Genomic DNA, 25,620 nt, shown 5'->3' with positions numbered 1-25,620 from the left:
CTGAGGGGACATGGCCAAGAAAGCCTTAATCATTATTGATTGTCAGAACGATTTCTTTCCGGGGGGGAAGTGTGAACTCGAGGGCCAGGTTGAATCTGCTGCAAACATTAAGCGTTTGCTCAAGAACGCTCGTGATAATGATGAATGCATTGTCCATATCCAGCATTTCTTTAAAGATAAGTACGCCCCGTTCCTTGTTGAGGGAACTATCGGGGCAGAGCTGCATGATAGTTGCAGTCCCGCTGAGGGGGAGCATGTGGTGGTCAAATATTCCGCCAACAGTTACCTGAACACGAACCTTCAGCAGATTTTAGAGGATGTGGGTGTTGAGGAAATCGTGATCTGCGGGGGCATGTCTCATATGTGCATTGATGCGGCAGCGCGTGCGACTGTTGATCTTGGTTATCCAATCACTGTTATCTACGATGCTTGTGCAACATGTGACCTTGAATTTGAAGGGGAAGTTGTTCCCGCAAAATATGTCCAAGGGGCGATTATGGCAGCGCTTTCGTTTGCCTATGGCAAGGTTATTTCGACTGAGGAATATCTGGGTCACTAAGCAGGTTTGCGGTGCGGGCTTTATCAGGTCTGGTGTTTACTCCTAGGTTTTATGAAAAATGCGGGTTTTTCTAGCTGAGTTCCGTCAATCGATATCTATTAGACTGTTACAGAGTTGGTCTGTCACGTGAGGTGTTGAGCGTAAGATGACGAGAACGGCGTTGCTGATAATTGACTGTCAGAACGACTTCTTTCCCGGTGGGAAATGTGAGTTGGAAGGGCAGTTCGAGGCTGCGGGGAACATTCAGATGTTGCTAACAAATGCGCGCGTTCAGGATCAAACTATCGTTCACATCCAACATCATTTTAAAGAGAAGGACGCTCCGTTTACGGTCGAAGGCACGATTGGTGCTGAAATTCACGATATGGCGAAACCGTTGCCGAATGAACCGATTGTGACGAAATATACCTCCAACATTTTCCTCAATAACAACCTGAAGCAAATCCTGGATGATGAAAATGTTGAGGAACTGGTTATCTGCGGGTCTATGAGCAAGGATTGCATTGCAGCTGCAGCGCATGCGACGACAGAACTTGGGTATCCGATTACGATCATTTATGATGCCTGTGCGACGCGAGAGCCTGGATCCTGTGATACGTCTTCGCAGCAAGAGTTTGTGCAAGCAGCGATTATGGCTTCGCTGTCGTTCATTTGCAGCAATATTGTCTCCACAAATGAATATCTGCAGAGACATTCTCTGGCGTAGGTTTGGACTTGAGGTGTTTGAGATCAGCTAAGGATATTGATCTTTTTCAGACCAACCCAGAATGGACCAATGGCAAGCAGCATGAATGATGCGGCCAGTAGGAATGGTGCGCCCGGATAGTAAAGCTCTGCACTGTCTGCTGTGAAGCTGGTGAACAGCTGCGTCATCATCAAGGTGGAAAGCACAAGCGTAAGTCCGATGATGCTTGTCAGCGCGCCTTGCAGACGGCCTTGTTTGTCCTGAGAGACGTGATGGCTCATCAGGGCGATCAAGGCAGGTGGGATCATGGCACCAAGCGCTGCTGGTGGCAGAAGCAGGATAACAGTGAGTGTGTTTGGTGCGAATGCGAAGCCAAGTAGTGCGAGCACGGCGAAGAAGAAGCCATAAAGCACGGTCTTTGCTTCGCCTTTGCGCGGAATAATCCAGCGGATAAGGCCACCTTTGACACTGGAGAAGCCAATGCCGACGATAGCGAGTGAGAGCCCTACCTGAGCTGTGGTCCAATTGAAGGCTTCAATTGTGTAGTACGGCCAGATTGCTGGATATACGAAGTTTGCCATTTCAAACAGGAAGAGCGCAATGAAGAGCCACACCAGAACAGGAGACTGGGCGATGTCCATGGCTGCGCCAATAGGGTTTGCTCTGCGCCAGCGAATGGCCTTTCTCGCCGACTTTGGTAGAGTTTCCGGCATATAAAATAGGCCGTAAGCAAAGGTTATCGCAATCAGAACTGCGGAAATGTAGAAGGGAACTCGGACGCCAAAGAGCGCAAGTGTCCCGCCGATAACCGGACCAATGACAAAGCCAAAACCGATGGCTGCGCCGACCATGCCGAAGCGGGTGGCGCGCTTGCCGTTATGCGAGATGTCGGAGACAGCTGCATAGGCCGTGGCGTATGTTGCGCTGGCTATTCCAGCGAAGAGCCTGCCAATGAACAGAACCCATAGGGAGCCTGCGAAGGTCATGATCAGGTAGTCAACTGTCAGGACAGCGAGAGAAAGTAACAGGACTGGACGACGACCAAAACGGTCGGAAATGGCGCCAACAGCAGGACCGAAAAGGAACTGCATTGCTGCATAGCTCGCCGCGATGTAACCACCCCAGAGTGCTGCATCTGCAATGGTCGTTTGGCTGAGTTCTGCAACGAGTGCCGGGGTCACCGGAATGATCAATCCGGCACCAATCGCGTTCAGCAAAACAGTCCCTGCAATGAAGACAAGGGTGTGAAAGTCCTGTTTTGACCTGATAGATTGCAGTGCCGGCAGCATTCTTTTCTCGTTTTTTCGCTAAATGCTATGTAACAAAGCGCCCCAGCAAGTAAAGAAAAAACTCAGCATTTGTGCATATGCCGCAGGTCAAACAATCAAGGTGAAGATCTATTTACGCCACGGCGGTGTTTCTTTAGCAAAGAATGCAGAAATTCCAGCCTGAGCTTCAGTGGTTTCCCATCTATCCGCTAGGGCATTTGCTGTGTAGTCAATCTGATCTTCTACTGGCATGCGAGCCAAATTCTGGCAAAGAGCTTTTGCGTCGGCTACGGCACCCGGTGCGCAGTTCAAATAAGCTTCTGCTTCTTTCTGTGTTACTGCGTGCAGGTCTTCTGGTGTTGTCACCAATGAGACGAGACCGAGGTGATGGGCTCGTTCCGCACCAAACGGGCGGGCATTCATGAAGACTTGTCGAGCGTGACCTTCGCCCAGACGACGTACAACATAAGTGCCGATGGTTGCCGGGATCAGGCCGAGGCGGGTCTCTGTCAGCGCGAACTTGGTGTTGTCTGCAGCAACCACCAGATCACAGACGCTGAGTATGCCAACTCCGCCACCGTAAGCAGGGCCATGGACACGAGCGATTAGGGGCTTCTTCATGTTGTCGAGGCGTTTCAGCATGCCTGCCAGACGATTGGCTTCCTGCATTTTGCCAATGCGGTCTTTCTCTGCCTGCGCTTGCATCCATTTGAGATCGCCGCCAGCACAGAAAGTTTCACCGTCCGCTGTCAGAATGATTGCGCGGGTCTGCTCGCAGTTGTCGAGCTCTTCAGCTGCAGCGACCAGTTCGTCCATCATCTGCGCGTTCATAGCATTGTGCTTTTCAGCGCGCGCTAGCAAGAGCGTGGTGATGCCGTTGTCCGCTTTCTCGATGCGAAGGTTCTGATAAGTCATGCTGCCGCCGCCTCTTTAATGGAGAGAATAAACTCTTGCGTTTGCTCCAGCTTCTCAATGTCAAGGCCGGTGTCGTAGTCCAGTAGCTTTGCCATTTTTGCAACGGCCAATGTGCTGACGTTGCCTTTGGCTCCTGGTGCATATGGACAACCACCGAGACCACCGATGGCTGAATCGAACGTGCGAAGGCCCATTTTGATGCTGGACATGATGTTGGCCAGAGCCAAGTCCTTGGTGTCGTGGAAATGGCCTGCGAGTTGCTCAGCTGGAATGACTTTTAGAACGGCCTCCAGCATCGCTTCTGTGGTTTCTGGAGTTGCCGCGCCAATAGTGTCGCCGAGTGAGACCTCATAACAGCCCATCTGCAGCAGACGTTCTGAAACCATTGCTACGTTCTGGACTGGTGTTGGGCCATCGTATGGGCACTCAACGATGCAAGAGACGTAACCGCGGACCGGGATGCCGTCAGCTTTTGCTGCGTCTACGATTGGAGCAAAGCGTTCGAAGCTCTCTTCAATAGAACAGTTGATATTCTTTTGAGAGAAGCCCTCAGATGCGGACGCAAAGATCGCAACCTCGTCAGCTCCTGACGCCTTGGCACGCTCATAGCCTTTGATATTTGGCGTTAGCGCAGTGTAGCGAATGCCCGACTTGCGTGTGATGCCTGCAAAAACTTCTCCAGCATCTGCCATCTGCGGCACCCATTTGGGCGAGACAAAGCTGGATGTTTCAATCTTTTCAAACCCACACTCGGAGAGGCGGTTGATCAGCTCGATCTTGTTCGCTGTCGGGATCAGCGTTTTTTCATTTTGCAGGCCGTCGCGCGGGCCCATCTCAAAAATGTTCAGTTTCTTGCTCATCGCTTATCAAACCTCCTCGTCGATAGCGCGGGCACGAAGTTCTCTGCGGATAACCTTTCCGGTTGTTGTCATTGGCAGGGCTTCGACAAATTCCAGTTCACGTGGATATTCATGCGCAGCTAATCGCTGTTTCACAAAATCAGAAAGTTCCTTGGCCAGTTCGTCGGATGGCTCAACACCTTCCTTCAGCACAATGTAGGCTTTGACGATCTCGGTGCGTAGCTTGTCTGGCTTGCCGATAACGCCTGCCATGGCAACTGTGTCGTGCTTCAGCAGGCAATCTTCAATCTCGCCGGGGCCGATGCGGTAGCCGGATGAGGTGATGACGTCATCATCGCGGCCAACAAACTGGATCCAGCCGTCCTTATCCATCACACCTTTGTCGCCCGTGATGAGAAACTCGCCAGAGAACTTCTTTTTCGTGGCTTCCGGGTTGTTCCAGTATTGGAGGAACATGACAGGGTTTGGTGCGCGAACGCCAAGATTGCCAAGCTGACCAGCTTCGAGAACGGTGCCTTTGTCGTCCACGATTTGCACATCAAAGCCCGGTACGGCTTTGCCGGTAACACCGGGACGGGTTTCCATCAGTTCTGCGCAGGTGGAGACAACGAGGTTGCATTCGGTCTGGCCATAGAACTCGCTGATTGTCAGGCCGAACGTGTCTTGGCCCCATTGGATCAGCTCTGCGCCGAGGGCTTCACCGCCACTGCCGAGGGAGCGGAGGGAATAGGTCCAACGATCCTTCGGGTTCTCTACCTGCCGCATCATCTTCAGCGCGGTTGGCGGGATGAAGGCGTTGCGGATCTTTTGGTCCTGCATCAACTGAAAGGCTGCTTCGCCGCTGAACTTCTTGAAACGGCAAGCCACGACAGGAATGCCGTGATGTAGGCTTGGAAGAAGAACGTCAATCAGACCACCGATCCATGCCCAGTCGGCAGGCGTCCAAAAGCGGTCACCGTCCTTCGGGAACATGTTGTGCGGCATCTCTACACCGGGCAGATGGCCGAGCAGCGTGCGGTGTGCGTGCAGTGCGCCTTTGGGTTGTCCGGTGGTGCCGGAGGTGTAGATGATGATGGCAGGATCTTCGGCTTTGGTGTTCACCGGAGTGAAGTCTGCGCTCTGATTTGCCATTTCAGCATGAAGCGAGCGGGTGCCGACGTCTGTGCCCTCGATGTTCAGGATCAGCTCAAGCTCAGGCAGACTGTCGCGGATTTTTTCCAGCTTCTCAGCACCTGCATTGTTGGTAATGAGGGCTTTCGCACCGGAGTTCTCTAGCCGGTACTCCAGTGCTTCTTCGCCAAACAGGGAGAAGAGCGGAATGGAGATGCCGCCGAGCTTATGAATTGCAATATGGGAGAAGGCTGTTTCTGGTGCTTGCGGCAGCAGGATGCCGACGCGATCACCGCGGCTGATGCCTTGAGATACGAGTAGGTTGGCCAACTGATTGCTCAGCTTTTTCAAGTCACCAAAGGTGTAGGTGGTTGTCGGCCCGTCTTCTTCGGCGAAGATGAGTGCTTCGCGGGCGGCGTCTTTGTCCGCCCACTTGTCACAGATATCTACGCCAATGTTAAAGAACTCCGGGATGTCCCACTGAAACTTTTCTCGGAGTTCCTCATAGGTATTCGCTGATGGCAACAACGGTTATTCCTCCTCCTCAAGCGTGAGGAGTATAACGCCTTCTTCCACCTGGTCACCCGCAGATGCCATTACTTCTGCCACAACGCCGTCACGCGGTGCTTTGAGAGAGTGTTCCATCTTCATGGCTTCGGTCACGATCAACGTATCGCCTTCAGAAACCTCGTCACCCGGCTTACAGTTTACAGCGCGCACAAGACCTGGCATTGGCGAGGCAATCGCATTGCCTGAGGCTGTGTTGTCGTCTTGCTCTGCCAGATGGTCCGGCAGATCGAAGCGCCATGTAACACCGTCGGAGAACAATGTGAGACTGGTGTCTTCTGCGAAAAAATCAGCTGAGGTGATCTGGCCGGCAAAATCCACGCGCATGTGGTTGTTGTCTACGAAGAGGATCTGCAAATTGAAGGTTTCACCATCAATCGTAACGGTCAGGCTACCATCATGATGACGGTTTGCCACAACTTCGGTGACTTCGTCACGCCATGACAGATGCGCAATTTGCTGTGCTGCTGTCCAATGACGCCAACCTGTGAGGCTCACCCACGGATCGTTATGGACCAATGCAGTTTCAGTTGCGAAGCCGAGCTCGATGAGGGCTGCCATTGCGAACGCGTGCTTGGTTGGTGCTGTCGGCTTGGTGAGAGCTTCCAGTTCACGGTCAATAAGGCCCGTATCCATCTCACCTTTTGCGAAGCCTTCGTGGTTACATAGGCGGTGCAGGAAGGTGATGTTGGTGGTGCAGCCAACTGCCTGGCTCTTTTCCAATGCCAAAGACATTTTCGCCAGAGCAGCTTCACGGGTTTCGCCGTGGCAGATCACCTTTGCGATCATTGGATCGTAGTAAGGCGTGATCGTATCGCCTTTGCGTACACCGCTGTCGATGCGGGCGAACAGTTCCGGCAGTTTCAGCTCGTTCAAAGTTCCGGTTGCTGGCAGGAAGCCTGCTTCTGCATCCTCAGCGTAGATACGTGCCTCGAATGCGTGGCCGAAGATTGTGAGCTCGTCCTGCATCAGAGGTAGTTTGCCACCAGCTGCTACGGAGAGCTGCCAGTTGACCAAATCTTGCCCGGTGATGGCTTCTGTGACTGGATGTTCTACCTGAAGACGCGTGTTCATCTCCATGAACCAGAAACGGTCAGACCGTAGACCTTCTGAGCCATCAACAATGAACTCAACGGTTCCAGCGCCTTCATACCCCACGGCCTGAGCTGCTTTAACGGCAGCATTACCCATGGCGTTGCGCATCTCTTCGGTCATGCCGGGGGCAGGGGCTTCTTCGATCACCTTTTGGTGGCGACGCTGCAAGGAGCAGTCGCGCTCGAACAGGTGTACTGCATTGCCATGACCATCACAGAAGACCTGCACCTCGATGTGGCGTGGTGACAGGATGTACTTCTCGATGAGGACGCGTGGGTCGCCAAAGCTGGACTGACCTTCGCGCTGAGCGCCTTCCAGAGCTTCAAAGAAGTCTGCCGGATCATCAACACGGCGCATGCCTTTGCCGCCGCCGCCTGCGCGGGCTTTGATGAGGACCGGATAGCCGATCTTGTCGGATTCACTTTTCAGGAACTCAGCGTCCTGGTTGCTGCCATGATAACCCGGTACGACTGGAACGCCGGATTCTTCCATGAGTTTTTTGGCAGCATCTTTAAGGCCCATAGCGCGGATTGCGTCCGCGGGTGGGCCGATGAAGACAAGGCCAGCTGCTTCTACCGCTTCCACGAACTCCGGGTTTTCTGAAAGAAAACCGTAACCCGGATGGATGGCATCTGCGCCGCTGGATTTGGCAGCGTTGAGTAGCTCAGGGATGTTGAGGTAGCTCTCTGCCACGGGCGCTGGGCCAAGGCGGTAAGCCTCGTCAGCCATTTGCACGTGACGGGCATCGCGGTCAGCGTCTGAATAGACTGCAACAACCTTGATGCCGAGGGCTTTGGCGGATTTTGCAATACGGCAAGCAATCTCACCACGATTCGCAATAAGGATTTTCTTGAACATACCGAGCCCCTTACATGCGGAAGACGCCGAAGGGCGTGTCTTCGATTGGTGCGTTGAGGCTTGCTGCGATGGACAGTGCCAATACGTCACGGGTTTTGCGCGGGTCGACAATGCCGTCATCCCAGAGGCGTGCGGAGGCGTAGAGCGGGTGTCCTTGCTCTTCAAACTGATCAATGATCGGCTGTTTGAAGGTTGCTTCTTCTTCCGCTGACCATTCACCGCCTTTGCGCTCAATGCCGTCACGGCGCACGGTTGCCAGCACGCCTGCAGCCTGAGGGCCGCCCATTACGGAGACGCGGGAGCTTGGCCATGTCCAGAGCATGCGTGGTGAGTAAGCCCGGCCACACATACCGTAGTTGCCAGCGCCGAAGGAACCGCCAATGAGCATGGTGATTTTTGGAACCTTTGCGCATGCCACGGCTGTTACCAGCTTAGCGCCATCTTTTGCGATGCCGCCTGCCTCATACTTCTGCCCGACCATGAAGCCGGTGATGTTTTGCAGGAAGACCAGCGGGATTTTACGCTGACAGCACAGCTCCACAAAGTGGGCGCCTTTAAGCGCGGCTTCTGAGAACAGAATACCGTTGTTGGCGATGATGCCGACAGGCATGCCGTGGATGTGAGCGAAACCGGTGACTAGCGTAGTACCGTAGCGGGCTTTGAACTCATCAAAGCGAGAGCCGTCTACCACACGGGCGATGACTTCGCGCACGTCGTACGGTGTTTTCAGATCCGCAGGGACAACGCCGAGGATTTCTTCTGGATCGTAGAGCGGATCTTCCGGCGTTTGCAGCTGAAGTTGGTCTGGCTTGCGGCGGTTGAGGTTGGACACAGCCTGACGGGCCAGCGCCAAAGCATGAGCATCGTCACGGGCCAAGTGGTCTGCCACACCGGAGAGGCGGGTGTGAACATCCCCGCCGCCCAGATCTTCAGCAGAAACCACTTCGCCCGTGGCGGCTTTCACCAGTGGAGGACCGGCGAGGAAAATGGTGCCTTGCTCTTTCACGATGATGGTCTCATCACACATGGCTGGCACATATGCGCCACCCGCGGTACAGGAGCCCATGACCACCGCGATTTGCGGAATGCCCTTTGCAGACATGTTGGCTTGATTGTAGAAGATGCGGCCAAAGTGTTCTTTGTCCGGGAACACCTCATCCTGCTGAGGCAGGTTAGCGCCGCCAGAATCCACCAAGTAAATGCATGTGAGATTGTTCTCCATGGCAATTTCTTGGGCGCGGAGGTGCTTCTTGACCGTCAGCGGATAATAGGTGCCGCCCTTTACCGTGGCATCGTTGGCCACGATCATACATTCGATGCCGTTGACCCGACCGATGCCGGTGACAATGCCTGCTGAAGGGGAGGCGCCCTCATACATGTTGTGGGCAGCAAACTGACCGACTTCCAAAAACGGAGAACCCGGATCGATCAGACGGGCAATACGTTCGCGTGGGAGGATTTTTCCACGGGACACGTGCCGTTCGCGAGGGCCTTCGCCCCCGCCCAACAGAGCTTGCTGGCTTGCGGCGCGGACCTCATCCATTGCGGCGAGGTGCAGGGTGCGGTTGTTCTTAAAGCTTTCCGAACCCGTTGCAGCCTGAGACTTGATGACAGCCATTACTTGGTTTCCTGGAAGAGCTCACGACCAATCAGCATGCGGCGGATTTCTGAGGTGCCTGCGCCGATTTCATAGAGTTTTGCATCACGCAGCAGGCGACCGGTTGGGTACTCGTTGATGTAACCATTACCGCCAAGAGACTGGATTGCTTCCAGTGCCAGTTTGGTTGCGTTTTCAGCGGAATAGAGAATACAGCCAGCGGAATCCTTACGGGTGGTTTCACCGCGGTCACACGCATTTGCGACGGCGTACACGTAGGAACGGGAGGCGTTCATCAGGGTGTACATGTCTGCGATTTTACCCTGCATCAGCTGGAATTCACCGATGGCTTTGCCGAACTGTTTGCGCTCGTGGATGTAAGGAACCACAATGTCCATAGCTGCTGCCATGATGCCCAGTGGACCACCGGAGAGAACAACGCGCTCATAATCCAGACCGGACATCAGAACGTTTACACCGCGGCCTTCTTCACCGAGGACGTTCTCATATGGGACTTCGCAGTCTTCAAAGACCAGCTCACACGTGTTGGAGCCGCGCATGCCGAGTTTGTCCAGCTTTTGCGCTGTAGAGAAGCCCTTCATGCCTTTTTCGATGATGAAAGCTGTCATGCCTTTGGGACCAGCATCTGGATCAGTCTTTGCGTAGACCACCAGAGTGGAGGCGTCAGGGCCGTTTGTGATCCACATTTTGTTGCCGTTGAGCACGTAGCGGTCATTGCGCTTTTCAGCGCGCAGTTTCATGGAAACAACGTCAGAGCCTGCGCCCGGCTCGGACATGGCCAGAGAGCCGACATGCTCACCGGAGCAGAGCTTTGGCAGATACTTTGCCTTTTGCTCAGGTGTGCCGTGACGGTTGATCTGGTTCACGCACAGGTTGGAGTGCGCGCCGTAGGACAAGCCAACAGACGCGGAGGCGCGGGAGATTTCCTCAACCGCAACAACATGGGCGAGGTAGCCCATGCCGGTTCCGCCGTATTCCGGGTCAGCTGTCATGCCAAGCACGCCAAGGTCGCCCATCTCTTTCCAGAGATCATTGGGGAACTCGTTGGTCTCGTCGATCTCAGCGGCGCGCGGTGCGAGCTTGTCTTGTGCCCACCGGCGAATGGTTTCGCGCAGAGCGTCAATATCTTCACCAAGACCAAAATTCATTACAGCGTCAAACACGGCGCTTCCTCCTGCTACCGAAGCTCTGCGATCCACGCTCTTTAACGAGCTTCCCAGTGGATCGTAAACTAATTAAACGAACGTTCGTTTGATTAATAGCAGGGGCTCAGCTACTATGCAATAACCCTTAGGGCGCATTTCCTGTTGCGTATTCTTTCCCGAAAACTGCTAGGCATCGCTCGGGCATGCGCTGAAACACTGCGTCTCTTATGTAGAATGAAAAAGGCTCAGATCGTGGCACGAACCAAAGGCTCCGTTGGCGCAGATACAAAAACTGCGATTTATGCAGCAGCAAAGAAGCTGATTGAAGCCAAGGGCTTTGAGGCGATGACGCTTCGCCAGCTTGCAGCTGAGGTGGGCGTACAGCCGGGGTCAGTCTATCGCTATGTAGAGAGTAAGGACGAACTGCTTCAGGCGCTGATGAACCTGCACATGATCAGCTTGATTGAGAACTGGGAGAAGCTGGAGGGCAAGGGGGACGACCCGGTTTCCCGTCTCAAAGCGTTTGTTGCGTTTCACATTCGCTACCACATTGAGCGCCGTGCGGATGTTGTAATCGCCAATCTGGAGCTGCGTTCGCTGGGTGAAGAGTATCGTGCTGATGTGGTGACCAAACGCAGTCAGTACGAGACCAATTTGCGGAACATTTTGTCCGATGGGGTTAAAGCAGAAGTGTTCCCTAATGTGGATCTGGAAGTTACTGCCTATGCCATCATTGCCATGCTGACCGGTGTTTGCTTCTGGTATCGCCCTGACGGACGCCTTAGTATCGATGAGATTATCGAAGTGCACCAGAAGTTGGTGCTGCAGGGCGTTGTGGGCTAGGGGCTATTCCTGTGATTGATCTGATTAAGGTATTTGCGTCTCTTGGGGCAGGCTATCTGCTGGGAAGCATCAGCACGGCAGTGCTGGTTGGGAAGATGTACGGCAAGGATATCCGCGAGCATGGCAGCAAGTCTGCTGGGCTCACCAATACACTGCGCGTGCTTGGCAAACCTGCTGCGCTGCTTGTTCTTATCGGAGATATCCTGAAAGGCGTGGTTGCCTGTTTGGTTGGTCTATATCTTGGTGTTTATGCAAGTTCTGGTGTTGCGGTGGACAGTGTGAGCATGTTGCTTGCCGGGGCTGGGGCTATTGTTGGTCACAACTGGCCAGTGTTTTTCGGCTTCAGAGGCGGCAAAGGTGTGCTAACGGCTGCTGCTGTGCTGTTTATGCTGGATCCGATTATCGCGCTAAGCTGCCTTGGGTCTTTTGCGCTCATTGTTGCTGCCACGCGCTTTGTTTCTCTGGGCTCAATCTGCGCTGCTCTGCTGTTTGTCGTGTTGTCTTTCATTCCAGTGTTTGGTCACACAATCTACTTCCAGATCTTCGCACTGGCGATGGCGTTTATCGTGGTTGCCAAACACCGTGCCAACATCGGCAGACTGCTCTCTGGTACTGAGAATAAGCTGAGATTCTAGCCTTAGCTGTGCTCACCGTAGCGGAACCATGCGGTTCTTGATCGGAGAAGCCTTCACAATTGAGGTGTTGGTCATTGCTTTTTCGTGGAGGGGGTCGAGGAGGTCGTCGAGTTCGCTGACGTCTTTTAGGTAGATGCGGGTGACGAAGCAGTCTTCACCAGTGACTTTATCGCAGGAGGTGAAGCGGGGTTCGTTTAGGATGAGCTGTTCCACCATATGCAGATTGCCAGGGCTTGGTTTGACGCGCACGATTGCTTCCAGGCTATAGCCGAGTGCCTTGGGATTTATCTGGATTGTAAAGCCTGTGATGATGCCGTCCTGCTCCAGCTTACGAACACGCTCTGTGGTGCTGGGGGCGGAGAGGCCGATGCGGCCCGCCAGCTCGCTGATGGAGATGCGGGCGTCGCGCTCCAGAATCTCTAGGATTTTGCAGGCAGTTTCGTCCAGTTGTTTTATCTCTTTAGGCACTTCTGTTCGCTCGCTTTAAAATGTGAGGGCATTTCGTGCAATTTGCCTTTCTTTTTCTATATAGCATGAGGCCATTGCTGGCTATTTTTTCAGTCATGACGATTGGAGGTTCTCATGCAGACAGATCTTTTAGCGCTTCAACATATCTCGGCATTTTCTCATGGTGATGAAGGTGGTAACCCAGCAGGTGTGCTGGTGGGTGAGACGATGCTTCCTGATGCGCAGATGCAGTCTATTGCGGCTGATCTTGGGTATTCCGAGACCGTGTTTGCGGTACCTCTTGCTGATAAAGACGGGTATCGGGTGCGGTATTTCTCGCCAGAAAATGAGGTGCCGTTTTGTGGGCATGCGACGATCGCGCTGGGTGCGGTTCTGGCTCAGCAGCATGGCCGGAAAACACATCGACTTGAGCTAAATGAAGCTGTGATCTCAGTGGAAAGCTGGCAGGAGAACGGGCAGCTGCAAGCCGCTCTGCAATCTCCGCAAACTAAAAGCGAAGCTCTGAGTGATGAAGTGACAGCACAGGTACTTGAGCTGTTTGGTTTAAGTGAGGATGATCTGGATCTTCGTATCCCGCCTGCGCGTGTTCATGGCGGTGCGGATCATTTGGTGCTTGCTTTGATTGACAGGGCTAAGCTCGCAGGTATGGCTTACGATCTGGAGGCAATGAAGCAGTTCATGCTTGGGCAGGGTCTTGTGACAATCATGCTGGTTCATGTTCGTGGGCCGCAAGGGTTTGATGTGCGCAATGCATTTGCGTCAGCTGGTGTGTTTGAAGACCCGGCCACGGGTGCTGCTGCGGCGGCGTTTTCTGGTTACCTGCGTGATATCGATTGGTCGCATGGTGGTGAGATCCAGATTGTCCAGGGCGAGGATATGGGTTTGAAATCACTCATTTCGGCAAAAATCCCATCGGAGGCGGGCGCTTCTGTGCGCATTTCCGGGGCTGCACGGCGCATGGTTTGACGCTTTCATTGATTGAGCTGGAATTTTCAGCCCGAGGCAGATTTGTCTCGGGCTTCTTACTGGAAGAAGCTAGATGAGCGCGAAGCTGATCTCTGCGTTTAGCGTGTTGGACACGGTGCAGATCTCTTTGGCGGCTTTGATCAGAGCCTCTGCTCTTTCGCGGTCCTCAAACTCTGGGAGAGCGAATTCCAGATGGAAGCTGCCAAAGCGGTGAGGCAGCGTGGATGCTTTTTCAGCGTTTACGGTGATGTAGACATTGCCGAGTGAGACCTTCTGCTGCTTGGCCACCATTTCCAGAGAAATCGCCATGCAAGACCCAAGTGCAGACATGATCAGATCTGATGGAGCGGAGAACTCATCGGAGTCTCCGAAGCCTGCTGAGTATTGATGGCCGAACTCATTGGTCACCCAGAACTGTCCATACTCATGAGAGGCGACCGTCAGTGGGCCATAGGACTTGGGCTTCATTTTAATCGGCATATTTATGTCTCAAACATTCTCGGAGATTGTTGTTGCTGCGACATGTATACGAGCAAGCCCAGCCTTACGTAAATATCGGGCAGGGATGAAAAATCCAACGGTGTTCACTCGTTGGTTATTGGGCTTGCTCTACTGGTATATGTTGTAAACACAATGTGGGCGGGGTGAAGCACATGTTGCTGCAGCATTGGTGTGCTTTTGATGACGGAATTGATTGGCGAGTTTGGCAGGTAGAATGATGGCAACGAATGAGACTGAGAACCTGCTTGCGCTGCTGGTAGAAGATGACCTGGATTTGGCCGGAACGATTGCTGATGTGTTGAAAATCCACGGTATTAGTTGCGATCACGCTTACAATGGTGAGGCGGGTCTAGAATTTGCGCGGCAGGGATATTTTGACGTTATCATTCTGGATCTGACGTTGCCTAAGATGGATGGTCTTACTGTTTGTGAAACGTTGCGCCGGGAAGGCATTGACCGCCCTGTTTTGATGCTGACTGCACGGGATGAACTTTCTGACAAACTGGCTGGATTTGAAGCCGGAACGGACGACTATCTGGTCAAACCCTTTGCGTTTGAGGAGTTGGTTGTGAGGTTGCGGGCGCTTTCCGGGCGGCGGAGTGCGAAGGCGAAGATATTTGAAGTTGCTGACTTACAGGTGGATTTTGCGCGGAACATCGCGAAGCGCGGAGATCGTGTTTTGCGCCTCTCGCCGACGGCCTGGAAGATCCTGGGAATTCTAAGCAAGCATAGCCCAGCATCAGTGAGCCGGGAGCAGTTGGAACGTGGGTTGTGGGGGGATGAACCGCCGGAGAGTAACAGCCTGAATGTGCATTTGTACAAACTTCGCCAGCAAATCCAAAGGGCTACAGAGGCTGAGGTTATCTGCCGTGATGCGAACGGGGGATACAGCCTGAGGGAGAAAGTGGATGGCGAATAAGAAAGCAACCAGAGTGCGCGGGCGCAGCATATTTCGCGAACTTGGCATCGCTTTCTTTCTGGGCGTTATTCTGCTGTTGCTGGTCTATACGTTTTTGCTGCCTATCTTCTTTGTAGCTGGCTCGGACGAGAGCATCATCTACCTGCTTGAGGATCTGGGACAAAGTTACGAAGAGGCCGTAAAAACAAATCCTGATGCCCCGCTGCCAGAAACCTACCTTATTCAGAGTGCCTTTTCGCTTGAAGCGCTGCCTGCTGAAATGTCTCGTCGTTTCAAAGAGGAACCATTGGAGCCGCTGGAGCTATATTATGATGATGAAGATCGAGGCTGTGATGCTGAGGGAAATTGTAAGGAGACCTATTATCTCTATCTGTACATCTATCCGCTGGAAGATGGCCGCAAACTTTACATCACGCTTGAGAGTACAGAAGAGTATCTAGAGGGCTCCGAAGAGGATCAGGTGGTCCTTCTTGCCTTTGCAATTATAGGGATCGTCAATTTACTCGCCACCTTTGTGAGTGCGCGCATTTTATCTAAACGTTTGATCCGGCCAATACAGAATTTGGAAAATTGGGCGCAGTCATTGAATGCTGAGAATGTGGGTGAGACACCGCCCAACTTCAGGTTCCGCGAACTGAACAATCTCGCTGTGAAGCTCACATACACCGTTTCCCGTATTTCTGAATTTGTTGAGCGTGAGCAGACGTTCCTGCGCTATGCGAGCCATGAGTTGCGGACGCCGATTACAGTGATTGCCGGCAATATTGCGCTGCTGAAGAGCCAGGAAAGTGGGGCTGAAGATACTGTGCCTGTGGAGCGTATCCAGCGGGCTAATCTGAACATGCGTATCATTGTCGAGACTTTGCTTTGGCTGGGTAGGGAAAGCTCAGCACCGCCGCGGCTTGAAAAGCTTGTGCCGGCGAAACTGATTATAGGTTGCATTGAGGAACTGTCTTATCTGAAGGGCAATAAGCCACTCACAGAACTGCTGGACTTGAGTGAAGATGAGGCAGAGCTGCCTAAAGCACCTTTGTTGATCCTGTTTGGCAATCTGATCCGTAACGCGTTTCAACATGCCCAAAAGGGTGAGATCAAAATTAGTTATAGCAATGGGGTCTTTGAGATTGAGAACCCTGTATCAGCTGGCAGCAAAGCGGATGCCACTTCTGTTTATGAAGAAAGCTTCGGCTTTGGGCTTTCACTTTGCGAGCGTATAGCGCGACGGATGGGCTGGGATTTTACTCTTGAGGAGCAGCAGGATGCCATCATCACGCGTCTGGTTCTGAGACCTGCTGATGCAGATAGTAAGTAGTTTAAATTGCTTGTATTCGTCATGAATAAATAAAAATATTTAAGGATATTTCTAGGCTTGTTCTAGTTTGAGTTTTGGAATTATGGCGGTTAAAAGAAAATATTCTTCAGTTTTATTGATGTTTGGAAATTTTACTATTTAATTTACGTAGAGACATAAGAGGTATTTGTCCGATTCGGGTGGGGTGATGCAGAGCGTACACGATGAAATGGTCCAGCGACTTTATGCCAATATCGCTCTTGGTGAGGATATTGGGCAGGCGTTTGAGCCAATGGCGTCGTCTTTTCGCGAGACCATGCTCTGTTACAAGATCGTCTCGCTTAATTCACTCGAGTATCATCACATGGCCTTCCTCAACACCAAAGAGGATATGGAAGCGAAAATACTTGCTGCGGGGCAGAGCAATCCATTACCCAGATTTGCGAAATTTGCTCCATTGAATGGCTTGATACATACCGAGGATTTTATCAGCCAAGATGAAGTTCGAGATACTGACTTTTTTGACAAAGTCTTCAGCGATTACGGAGTGTTTGACCGCGTGCGCGGCTTTATGATCCATCGTCAGGGGATGGACGCGGCTATGGTTTCGGTAGCGGTGCAATCTGATTTTGGCGGACCTGATGCAGTACAGCTCGATCACACTCTTGAAACTGTCAGGCCTCATTTTCAAAATGCGTTTTCGGTGGCGCTACATCTGGAACAAAGACGTGGTCTGACAGATGCTTACTCCTTCTGGCTGGATCGTATTCCAAGTGCGGCGTTTATTCTGGATCAAGGGCATCATGTTGCTTTTGCCAACAAGCAGGCAGAAGTGTTTTTCGGTTCCAGCCAGAGCTTCTTTATTGATCGTCGTGGAGAAGTTTCTTCACGCCATAACGCACATCGCAAGTTGTTTGAGGATGCTATTGTGCAGTGTCGGACCTCAGGCAAACCCCTTGGGCCGCTGGTCCTGACTGGTGAGGCAGCGCCCAATCCGTTCTTTGTTGTGATGCCAATAAATGTGCTCTCAGAAACGCCTGTTTATCTGGCTCCTTTTGTACGCGGGCCGCAGCCGCTTCTTTGCATGATAATGGATCCGGGGGATCAACCCTTGGCGGAACTGGAGAACCTTCAACACTATTTCGGAGTTTCTAAACGTGAGGCTGAGTTACTCCAGTATCTGGTTCGTGGGGCTTCTGTAGGTGAGACCTCTCATGCACTGGAGATCAGCTACAACACTGCACGCAATCATATGGCGCGTATTGCCGACAAGGTTTCAGTAAATTCTCAAAGTGAGTTGGTTCGGCTTGCAAGTGATCTGGCTGCGAGAGTGCCGCGACAGAGGGTGAGATGACGGATTGTGAAGATCTGATCGGGAGAATGTATTCCAGTGTGGTACTGGGGCAGGATCTTGGGCAGGTTTTTGAAGGTCTTGCTGCCTCCCATCCTGATGTTCTGATTGGCGTTCAGGTTCAGTGTTATCTGAATAATGACTATTACTATATGTCTTTTCAAAATGCTGCGGAGGATATGGTTGCAGATATGAATGAAGCTGGAGCTTGCAATCCATTTCCTCCTCTCGCCGCTATCGCTCCGTTTCAGTCTGTCCTGTATAGTGAACGCTACATCCCGCCAGACTTGGTTAAGCGCTCTGAGTTTTATGAAAGAGTGCTTGCCAAACAGAACACCTTTGATCGCTCGCGTGGGTTCTTGATGCATCGTCAGGGTGGTGATGCCGCGATTGTTGCGTTCACAATGCCCGATGACTTTGTAGGCAAAGAAGACCAGATCCTGTGTGACACGTTGGAGCGCATCCGGCCTCATTTTCAGCGAGCTTTTTCTTTGGCGCTTGAGTTGCGGCAGCGAGAGCAATGGGTTCCCTCAGATTCCCATTGGCTGGAGCGGGTTCCCAGTGCGGCGATGATCCTGGATCGTGGATTGCATGTTTCTGCTGCGAATGTAGAAGCCGAGCGCTTGTTTCAATCATCAAACCTCATTCACGTTGATTGTCGTGGTGAGCTTTCTGTCCGTTCTCATAACCAGCGAAAATTGCTGGAAGAAACTGCGAGTAGAGTTCGGCTTGGAAAAATGCCAATAGGACCCTTAGCGCTTCAAAGTGAGCAGATGCGAGGGGCGCTGTTTGCAATGACACCTATTCGGGGGCTGGAGCGTTCGCCTGTTTATCTTGATTGTTTTGTTCCTGCCGATGATGCTGTGCTTGCCATTGTGATTGATCCTTCCGTTGTGTCTGTTGCGCCAGTCAACTATTTGCAGGAGTGCATGGATGTTACGAGGCGAGAGGCGGAGCTGATCCAAAACCTTGTTGTTGGCTTGTCAATGCGGGAGACAGCTGACAAAATGCATATCAGCTACAATACTGCGCGTAATCATATGGCACGAATAACGGAAAAGGCTGGCTTTGGGTCTCAAAGCGAGCTGGTTCGTATTGCCAGCGATCTTGCCGCGCGCGTTCCATCCTACTTATCTTAGCAAGAAAGGTTCTTGCCTTGCATAAACGTATTTATGTCTTCGGAGCTTCTTGCGCCGGTTCGACCATGCTTGGCCATAGACTTGCTCAGGCTCTTTCGGTTCCTCATGTGGATTCTGATGATTACTTTTGGGAGCAAACAGAGCCACCCTTTTCAGTAAAACGGCCCGAAGAAGAACGGGTTTCGCTTATGAAACCAGCTATGGGCGAGGGGGGATGGGTTTTGAGTGGAGCGTGTGAGGGTTGGGCGAAAGCGCTGGTTTCGCAAAGCTCGCTTATTGTCTTCATCAGTGTGCCGCAGGAAGAGCGTCTTCAACGATTGAAGAAGCGAGAAAAAGAACGCTTTGGAGATCGCATTCTTGAAGGCGGTGATATGTTTGAGACGCACGAAGCTTTCTTTCAGTGGGCATCGCAATATAAGCAACCAGACTTTTCTGGCAGGAGCCGACATCGGCATGAAACCTGGTTGAAAGAGTGCGAAACGCCTGTTTTGCGTCTTGATGGACGATTAGGTCGTGATGATCTGGTTGCAAAAGTATTACAAACCTCTGCATGAGCTCTGCATAATCAATAATTTACGGTATTTCGCAAATGAAAATAGATTTTGTATTCTAAAATATTTTCGCGATTATTTGCTTGAATGAAGGTTTACGCAAGGGAGAGATCTGAAATTAAAGAGTAGATCTACTTGTGTGTTCAATATGAATATTACACATGTTTGATTGTGCTTTGTCGATTCTCTAGTTTATATAATTTTGATTTAAATTTTGGGAGAATTGCGATGAAATACATTTGGATCTTCCTATTTGTGGTGTTCTCGTTCAGTGCAAATGCTGAGTTGATCAGGTCGCAGATTGCAGCTAACCGTACTGCAAAACTTAACGTTTATAGCTATTACGTTCCTGAGACGTGCAACTCCGCAGCCTTGCCAAAAGTCTCTTTTGTCAAAAAGCCGGAGCATGGTGTGGTTCGTTTTGTGCAATCCCGATCTGCTCTGCCAAAATCGGCAGGCAAATGTGCAGGTAAACAGACGAACGATCTGATCATGTACTATTCGCCGGATAAAGATTTTCGCGGCACAGACAAGGTCGTGACCAAATTTCGAATGTATTCCGCAGGACGCATCATATCCGGTGGGAATACATATGAGATTGAAATTAAGTAGCAGCCAGTTTTACTGTCAGAAGAGCAGCCGTTCGGTTCATCATTAACCGGGCGGCTGTTTTTTATAGGCTCAAGCCTTCGTTCCAACACAGCTCTCAGATGCATTTCATTGAGACGGATTTGTCTGTCTGGAAGGTTTGCGTTGCTGGCAGTATCTCCTCAAATTATGAGCGTCTTGAGTGAAAAACTCAATTGTGATCCTTTGGGTGGCAATTATATTGTCGTTTGGCTGCGGGTTTTCTTTCAAATCGCGGTGATCTGGGTGCTTAATGTTGACATGAGCTCAGCAATGCCTATGAGTTGATTGATGAATTTTCGTAGTGGTTTGGTCGGGGAGGACTAGGCCGCTGCAAGAGCTAATAAGCCGGGACATAATAGTATCGCCAAACTAGCCGGCCGGGGGAGAGTAATATGCGTCTGTTTTCCTATAAGAACAGAAAGGTTCATCTTGGGCCATATCCTTCTGAACGATTGAAGCGGACGCATGGGGCAGTTGATCTGGGGCGTGTGCCTGGGGTGATGCCAACGGTTTTCTCGCAGACCGATAATCCGGAGATCCTGAGTAACTCGATGGCATCCTTCAGCGCGATCATGGATGCGATCCGCGATGGAGCCCACAACGCCAAGCTCTCTGAGATCCCGGATGATCCGCAGGAGCGGGCCAATCACCTCAAAGCTGCAGGCTACTTCTTTGATGCAACGATGATGGGTACCTGTGATCTGGTTCCGGAGCATTTTCTTGAGCAATCGCTGCGCAACCCTGATCTGGATAAGCTAGCAAAAGATTTACAGGGTTTTCAGCCCAAGACATTGGCAGCTGGTATTGATGTGACGATGGCAGATGTGCGCGACAGTGCTGCATCCACACCTGGTCCTGTTACGCATCATGGTTCTGCGCTGGTGGTGTTGATGGAACATCCGCGTGAGCCGAGAGCTGATGAACCCGGTGGCGACTGGATTGTGGGGAGCTGTGAGCAGCGTTCTGCCATCCGTGCAGCTGAGGTGGCTGTGGTTCTTGCCAACTATCTGCGTTTGCTGGGGGTTGAAGCGCGTGCGCATACCACGAGCAGTGCGGATGTGGATCTGAACCGATTGGCGGTTTCTGCCGGACTGGTGGAAGTGCTTGAGAAAGACGGCGAAGCAATCGTTTCCAATCCATATGTCAGGCGTGCATTTACGCTGGCAGCTGTGACGACTACTCTTGAGCTGACACCCGACCAGCCGCTTGCGCCGCGGAGTTTAGCGGATATCTGGAGTTCTCACGGCCCTGCATGGCAGCTGGGCATGGGAACGTTCAAGAATGCCTTCAACCGGAAGCCTTATGAAAACCGCGATTATCACATGGGGGCGTTTCCGTTTGAGAAGATCAAGCGGGTTGACGAGACAACGACCTTTATTGATGAGCCGCGCGTGCCACGGGTCCCCAAACGGACGGATATGTTTGCGCGTGCTCTCTTTGGGGATATGGGGAAACCTCTTCAGGAAGCGGCCAAAAACGGCGGTTATCTCGCCAAAAACCCGATGGGATACTGCGCCCGCCGTGCCCTTGCCGCGTTGATCTTGCTGCAAGATGGCGAGACTGCCTCAGACGTTTCGCCGAGTGCCCTGGATCTGGATAAAAACGCGGCCAACGTAAAATCAGCACTCTATTTCCTTGGAGCCGATGCGGTTGGGCTATCCCGCTGTCCGGATCACGCCTATTATTCTCATGATGCGCGCGGTGAACCCATTACGCCGTACCACAAAAATGCGATCTCCATTCTGGTGGATCAGGGGCATGAGACAATGGAGGGTGCCAGTGGCGATGACTGGATCTCCGGCGCCCAGTCCATGCGGGCGTATTTGCGGACTTCCATTATCGGCGGCATTGTCGCCGAGCAAATCCGCCGCCTTGGGTATCCGGCACGCTGTCATTCTGTGGTGGATGGCGAGGTTCTTCAGCCTCCGTTATTGCTGCTTTCTGGTCTTGGTGAAGTGAGCCGGATTGGGGAGGTTATTCTGAACCCTTATCTCGGCCCGCGCTTAAAGTCCGGCGTGGTGACGACGGATATGCCGTTTACCTACGACAAACCAATTGATTTCGGCCTGCAACGCTTTTGTGAGAGCTGCAATAAATGTGCGCGTGAGTGTCCATCCGGGGCTATCACGGCCGGGCCGAAGCGCATGTTCAACGGCTACGAGATCTGGAAATCAGATTCCGAGAAGTGCGCGCGATATCGCGTCTCCCAGCCTGCAGGGTCTTTGTGCGGTCGCTGCATGAAAACGTGTCCGTGGAACCTTGAAGGCCTGTTCAGCGAAGCTCCATTCCGCTGGACGGCAATGAAGATGCCATCTTCTGCTAAGGTTCTTGCTAAGCTGGATGACAAGTTAGGCAACGGATCCATAAACCCTGTCAAGAAATGGTGGTGGGATCTCGTCGCGAGCGGTGATGGTAACTACGTGATTGCTGAAGAGACCAATGCGCGTGAACTGCAGCTTGATCTTGATCTCAAATATGAAGATCAGACGCTGGCGGTATACCCAGCCAATCTTGCGCCGCATCCGTGGCCGTTTCCGTTCATGATGGATCGGGAGGCGGGGATCAAAGCCTATCAGGGCATGATCTCTGCTGGTGAGTACAAAGCCCGACTTGCGGCTGGCTCTAATGATCTTGCACCTGTTTATGAGGTTAGCGCGAGTTCGTCGCCGGTCTTGGCTGTTCGTCTTTCTAAGGTGGATGTGGAAGCGGAAGGGGTATCACGCTACGAGTTTATGCTGGATGATGGCTCTCCCTTGCCTGTGTTTGAAGCCGGAGCGCATATTGATGTTGTTGTGGCCCCTGAGTTTATGCGTCAGTACTCTTTGGCAGGCAATCCGGCAGACAGCAGTAAATATGTGATTGGTGTTTTAGAAGAAAAAGAAGGGCGCGGTGGGTCTGCGCTGATGCACCGGATTTTCCATGAGGGACGCCGGGTTTTCATTTCCAAACCGATCAATCATTTCCCATTGCATGAGGATGCAAAGAAAACTCTGCTCTTTGGTGGTGGAATTGGTGTGACGCCAATGATTGCAATGGCGCATCGTTTGCATGTGCTTGGGAAACCTTTTGAATTACACTATTGCTTCCGCCATCGCCACAAAGCTGGTTTTATTGATGAAATTGAGAATGCTCCTTGGTCGGACAAGGCCTTTATCCATTGTTCCAGTGAGGGAACGCGGGCAGATCTGAGCACCATTCTAGCCGATTTTGAAGACGGATATCATGTTTACACGTGTGGTCCGGATGTCTTCATGGATGGTGTGCTGGATACTGCTGCTGCTCAGGGCTGGGCTGAAGAGAGCCTGCATAAAGAGTATTTCTCGGTGCCGGACCAGGGTGACTACGTTAATACGAGCTTTTTTGTAAAACTGGCGTCAACGGGTGAGCGCATTGAGATTCCAGAGGACAAGAGTGCGGCTGACGTCCTGAATGAAAAGGGAATTTCTGTGCCAACTAAGTGCTCTGATGGCATTTGTGGGGTTTGCACTGCCAAGTACCAAGGTGCTGAAGTAGAGCATCGCGATTTTGTGCTGAGTGGGAAAGAAAAAGAAAACACTCTGGTTCTGTGTTGTTCGCGTGCGAAGAATGAAGGTGCAGAGCTTCGGCTTGAGTTGTAAATGAACTTTCAGCGATGGTTTGTATGAGTTGTGAGGCGGGAACTGATGTTTCCGCCTTAATGCTTCTCTGGCGGCTTCTTATTCTTCAACCGAGCATGCTCCGTATTTGGTGTGAGGTGCTGTTGGGAGGTACTTTTCAAGATCTCAGTTTTGTTGGAGCGTATAATTATCCGGATCAATGGATCACATGGATGCTGGTGTTGGATCCTATAGTTATGCCGAACCTGGAGATGCATTAGGAGCGTTGAAACCCGGAGGCTAACTGAGCTGTCGAGTTCTCCTATTGGCCAATTTTTTCAAATATAACGCTGTTATATTTCTATTGAGTCGTTATCGGAGGGGTTATGACTAAAGTACTTTATGAAAAAGATGGCCGTATTGCACGCATCACGCTGAACAGACCAGAGGTGATGAACGCTATTGATATGGATATTCCGCAGGAATTGTCGACTTGTGTGGCGCGGGCTAACTCTGATGATGGTGTTCATGTCATCATGCTTGGCGGCAATGGACCTGCATTTTGCGCTGGATATGATTTGACGGCTTATGCTGAAGCTGAGGGCAGTAACCCCGGCGTTCAGGAAATGCCTTGGGATCCTATGAAGGATTATGCCTTCATGAAGCAGAATACTGATCTATTTATGTCGTTGTGGCGAAGCTATCGGCCTGTCATCGCAAAAGTGCATGGTCATGCTGTTGCCGGTGGTTCGGATATCGCATTGTGTTCAGATATGATTGTCATGGCAGAAGATGCGCACATTGGTTATATGCCAGTCCGCGTTTGGGGATGCCCTACAACTGCAATGTGGGTTTACCGGCTTGGCCCGGAGCGTGCAAAACGCATGCTGTTGACTGGTGACAAGATTGATGGGGGTGAGGCAGAGCGAATTGGCCTGATCCATAAAGCAGTCCCTTCCGATCAACTTGATGATGAAGTTGAAAAGCTTGCTGAGCGGATGGCTGGCATACCGGTGAACCAGCTTATGATGCAAAAACTCATGATCAATCAGGCAATTGAGTCTATGGGACTTTACCAAACTCAAATGATTGCGACGCTTTTTGACGGCATTACTCGCCATAGCCCTGAAGGGATGAACTTCAAACAGCGTGCGGAAGACGTGTCGTGGAAGCAAGCTGTTCGTGAGCGTGATCAGGGCACTTTTGATTGGACCACGAACCGCCCAATTAATGCGCCCCTTTAATGTGAGAGATTATGCCTGACTTAAGTAACCAAGAAAGCACCGAGGTTAATGCCCGCGAAAGGCGGGCAGACCACCTGCGAGAAGCGCGCCGGTCACTCATTGTGAATGCCGCACGTGATGTTTTCGCAAAAGAAGGTCTGGACGGTGCCTCGATGCGTTCTATTGCCCGTGCTTCCGGGTGCACAACCGGAGCGATCTACCCATACTTTCACGGCAAAGAAGAGCTTTATTACGCAGTTTTGCAAGAGGCGCTCAAGGAATTGCAATTAGCGGTTACTGACACCATTGAGAACTGTTCCCTTATAGAAGAGCAGGCTGGAGCTGGTGTGCTTGCATTCTTTGACTTCTATAATGAACGCCCGGATGATCTCTCTTTGGGATTGTATGTTTTTGGTGGATTGAAGCGGGTTGGATTGGGGCGTGATCTTGATGGCGTTCTTAATCAGCAAGTTGGTGGAGTGATTGACTTGATTGAAGATCGTGCTTGTGCTGGAGGCCGACCTCCTGAGTGGACAGCTGGTGCGATTGCGCATTGCATGGGATTGTTGGTGATGGGTCATACAGGTCGTCTGTCTCACTGGGAGTATGAGGGCCGTTACCTGTTGGAACAGTTTTTACATCGGTGATTGGCTTTTGCTTTCTTTCTGGGGTGAAAGCGTGCTGCCTCTCCCGCCAGCTCGGGTAAGAGCTCGCTGTCTGCATTGGTTTTGCAATGTTGGCTGCAGTGTGGGGTGCTCGAGATGTTCACTATTTAATTGTCAAAGAACTCGGGTTTTACCGATAGTCGGGTGTTTGGCGTTTGTTTGGATAGTGAAGCCTGATTTGAT

The 25,620-nt window shown here is 51.8% G+C and carries 23 protein-coding genes; 14 read left to right on the top strand and 9 right to left on the bottom strand.

The window, feature by feature from the left end; translation table 11 throughout:
- The first annotated feature begins 10 nt into the window (after positions 1-10).
- Entirely contained in the window at positions 11-559 is a 549-nt protein-coding gene (locus PsAD26_RS28285) for a cysteine hydrolase family protein (protein WP_063313072.1), read from the top strand.
- A gap of 145 nt (positions 560-704) precedes the next feature.
- Positions 705-1,265 (top strand): isochorismatase family protein, encoded by a 561-nt coding sequence (locus tag PsAD26_RS28280; RefSeq protein WP_063313071.1) that lies wholly within the window; start codon positions 705-707, stop codon positions 1,263-1,265.
- Between the two features lie 23 nt (positions 1,266-1,288).
- Here PsAD26_RS28280 and PsAD26_RS28275 read toward each other — a convergent pair whose 3' ends face one another.
- The 7 genes from PsAD26_RS28275 to PsAD26_RS28245 form a co-directional block, all read right to left on the bottom strand.
- A complete protein-coding gene (locus PsAD26_RS28275) occupies positions 1,289-2,533 on the bottom strand; it encodes an MFS transporter (RefSeq protein WP_063313070.1) in 1,245 nt (414 codons plus the stop codon).
- 108 nt (positions 2,534-2,641) lie between these two features.
- Complete coding sequence (locus tag PsAD26_RS28270) at positions 2,642-3,427, bottom strand: enoyl-CoA hydratase-related protein (RefSeq protein WP_063313069.1); 786 nt, start codon at positions 3,425-3,427, stop codon at positions 2,642-2,644.
- Complete coding sequence (locus tag PsAD26_RS28265) at positions 3,424-4,287, bottom strand: hydroxymethylglutaryl-CoA lyase (protein WP_063313068.1); 864 nt, start codon at positions 4,285-4,287, stop codon at positions 3,424-3,426. Before PsAD26_RS28265 ends, PsAD26_RS28270 begins: the two co-directional genes overlap by 4 nt.
- Before the next feature lie 6 nt (positions 4,288-4,293).
- Positions 4,294-5,925, bottom strand: a complete 1,632-nt coding sequence (locus PsAD26_RS28260; protein WP_063313067.1) for an acyl-CoA synthetase — start codon at positions 5,923-5,925, stop codon at positions 4,294-4,296.
- Between the two features lie 3 nt (positions 5,926-5,928).
- Positions 5,929-7,917 (bottom strand): acetyl/propionyl/methylcrotonyl-CoA carboxylase subunit alpha, encoded by a 1,989-nt coding sequence (locus tag PsAD26_RS28255; RefSeq protein WP_063313066.1) that lies wholly within the window; start codon positions 7,915-7,917, stop codon positions 5,929-5,931.
- 10 nt (positions 7,918-7,927) lie between these two features.
- Complete coding sequence (locus PsAD26_RS28250) at positions 7,928-9,535, bottom strand: carboxyl transferase domain-containing protein (protein WP_063313065.1); 1,608 nt, start codon at positions 9,533-9,535, stop codon at positions 7,928-7,930.
- Positions 9,535-10,683 carry an isovaleryl-CoA dehydrogenase gene (locus tag PsAD26_RS28245; protein WP_181951988.1) on the bottom strand — a complete coding sequence of 383 codons (1,149 nt, stop codon included), beginning with the start codon at positions 10,681-10,683 and terminating at the stop codon, positions 9,535-9,537. Before PsAD26_RS28245 ends, PsAD26_RS28250 begins: the two co-directional genes overlap by 1 nt.
- 249 nt (positions 10,684-10,932) lie before the next feature.
- Between PsAD26_RS28245 and PsAD26_RS28240 the strand changes: the two genes are divergently transcribed.
- Together PsAD26_RS28240 and plsY are read left to right on the top strand one after the other, a co-directional pair.
- Complete coding sequence (locus PsAD26_RS28240; RefSeq protein ID WP_063313123.1) at positions 10,933-11,523, top strand: TetR/AcrR family transcriptional regulator; 591 nt, start codon at positions 10,933-10,935, stop codon at positions 11,521-11,523.
- Positions 11,524-11,534: 11 nt separating this feature from the next.
- Entirely contained in the window at positions 11,535-12,158 is a 624-nt protein-coding gene (plsY, locus tag PsAD26_RS28235) for a glycerol-3-phosphate 1-O-acyltransferase PlsY (RefSeq protein WP_063313063.1), read from the top strand.
- 12 nt (positions 12,159-12,170) lie between these two features.
- Here plsY and PsAD26_RS28230 read toward each other — a convergent pair whose 3' ends face one another.
- Positions 12,171-12,626 carry an Lrp/AsnC family transcriptional regulator gene (locus PsAD26_RS28230; protein ID WP_063313062.1) on the bottom strand — a complete coding sequence of 152 codons (456 nt, stop codon included), beginning with the start codon at positions 12,624-12,626 and terminating at the stop codon, positions 12,171-12,173.
- A 114-nt stretch (positions 12,627-12,740) separates the two neighbouring features.
- Between PsAD26_RS28230 and PsAD26_RS28225 the strand changes: the two genes are divergently transcribed.
- A complete protein-coding gene (locus tag PsAD26_RS28225) occupies positions 12,741-13,592 on the top strand; it encodes a PhzF family phenazine biosynthesis protein (protein ID WP_063313061.1) in 852 nt (283 codons plus the stop codon).
- A 69-nt stretch (positions 13,593-13,661) separates the two neighbouring features.
- Here the strand turns inward: PsAD26_RS28225 and PsAD26_RS28220 are convergent, their stop codons facing one another.
- On the bottom strand, positions 13,662-14,072 hold the full coding sequence (locus tag PsAD26_RS28220) for an OsmC family protein (protein ID WP_063313060.1): 411 nt from the start codon (positions 14,070-14,072) through the stop codon (positions 13,662-13,664).
- 235 nt (positions 14,073-14,307) lie between these two features.
- Here PsAD26_RS28220 and PsAD26_RS28215 point away from each other — a divergent pair, with 235 nt between their 5' ends.
- From PsAD26_RS28215 to PsAD26_RS28170, 9 genes are all read left to right on the top strand, one after another.
- Complete coding sequence (locus PsAD26_RS28215) at positions 14,308-15,012, top strand: response regulator transcription factor (protein WP_084403864.1); 705 nt, start codon at positions 14,308-14,310, stop codon at positions 15,010-15,012.
- Positions 15,002-16,324 carry a HAMP domain-containing sensor histidine kinase gene (locus tag PsAD26_RS28210; protein WP_208985918.1) on the top strand — a complete coding sequence of 441 codons (1,323 nt, stop codon included), beginning with the start codon at positions 15,002-15,004 and terminating at the stop codon, positions 16,322-16,324. The genes PsAD26_RS28215 and PsAD26_RS28210 overlap by 11 nt, the downstream gene beginning before the upstream one ends.
- 187 nt (positions 16,325-16,511) lie before the next feature.
- Positions 16,512-17,657, top strand: coding sequence for a helix-turn-helix transcriptional regulator (locus tag PsAD26_RS28205; protein ID WP_063313058.1), 1,146 nt, complete (start codon positions 16,512-16,514; stop codon positions 17,655-17,657).
- The gene (locus PsAD26_RS28200) at positions 17,654-18,793 is read left to right on the top strand and encodes a helix-turn-helix transcriptional regulator (RefSeq protein ID WP_063313057.1); all 1,140 of its coding nucleotides are present in this window, start codon (positions 17,654-17,656) and stop codon (positions 18,791-18,793) included. Before PsAD26_RS28205 ends, PsAD26_RS28200 begins: the two co-directional genes overlap by 4 nt.
- 17 nt (positions 18,794-18,810) lie before the next feature.
- Positions 18,811-19,347, top strand: a complete 537-nt coding sequence (locus tag PsAD26_RS28195; RefSeq protein WP_084403863.1) for an adenylate kinase — start codon at positions 18,811-18,813, stop codon at positions 19,345-19,347.
- Positions 19,348-19,572: 225 nt separating this feature from the next.
- Positions 19,573-19,956, top strand: a complete 384-nt coding sequence (locus PsAD26_RS28190; protein WP_063313055.1) for a hypothetical protein — start codon at positions 19,573-19,575, stop codon at positions 19,954-19,956.
- 410 nt (positions 19,957-20,366) lie between these two features.
- Positions 20,367-23,591, top strand: coding sequence for a 2Fe-2S iron-sulfur cluster-binding protein (locus PsAD26_RS28185; protein WP_063313054.1), 3,225 nt, complete (start codon positions 20,367-20,369; stop codon positions 23,589-23,591).
- Between the two features lie 344 nt (positions 23,592-23,935).
- Entirely contained in the window at positions 23,936-24,793 is an 858-nt protein-coding gene (locus PsAD26_RS28175; protein WP_063313052.1) for a crotonase/enoyl-CoA hydratase family protein, read from the top strand.
- Between the two features lie 11 nt (positions 24,794-24,804).
- A complete protein-coding gene (locus PsAD26_RS28170; RefSeq protein ID WP_063313051.1) occupies positions 24,805-25,419 on the top strand; it encodes a TetR/AcrR family transcriptional regulator in 615 nt (204 codons plus the stop codon).
- Positions 25,420-25,620 lie beyond the last annotated feature (201 nt).

It is taken from the genome of Pseudovibrio sp. Ad26, assembly GCF_001623285.1.
GTDB lineage: Bacteria > Pseudomonadota > Alphaproteobacteria > Rhizobiales > Stappiaceae > Pseudovibrio > Pseudovibrio ascidiaceicola.
Note: the sequence above shows the minus strand (reverse complement) of the source record. Positions and strands in the feature narration are given on the sequence as shown.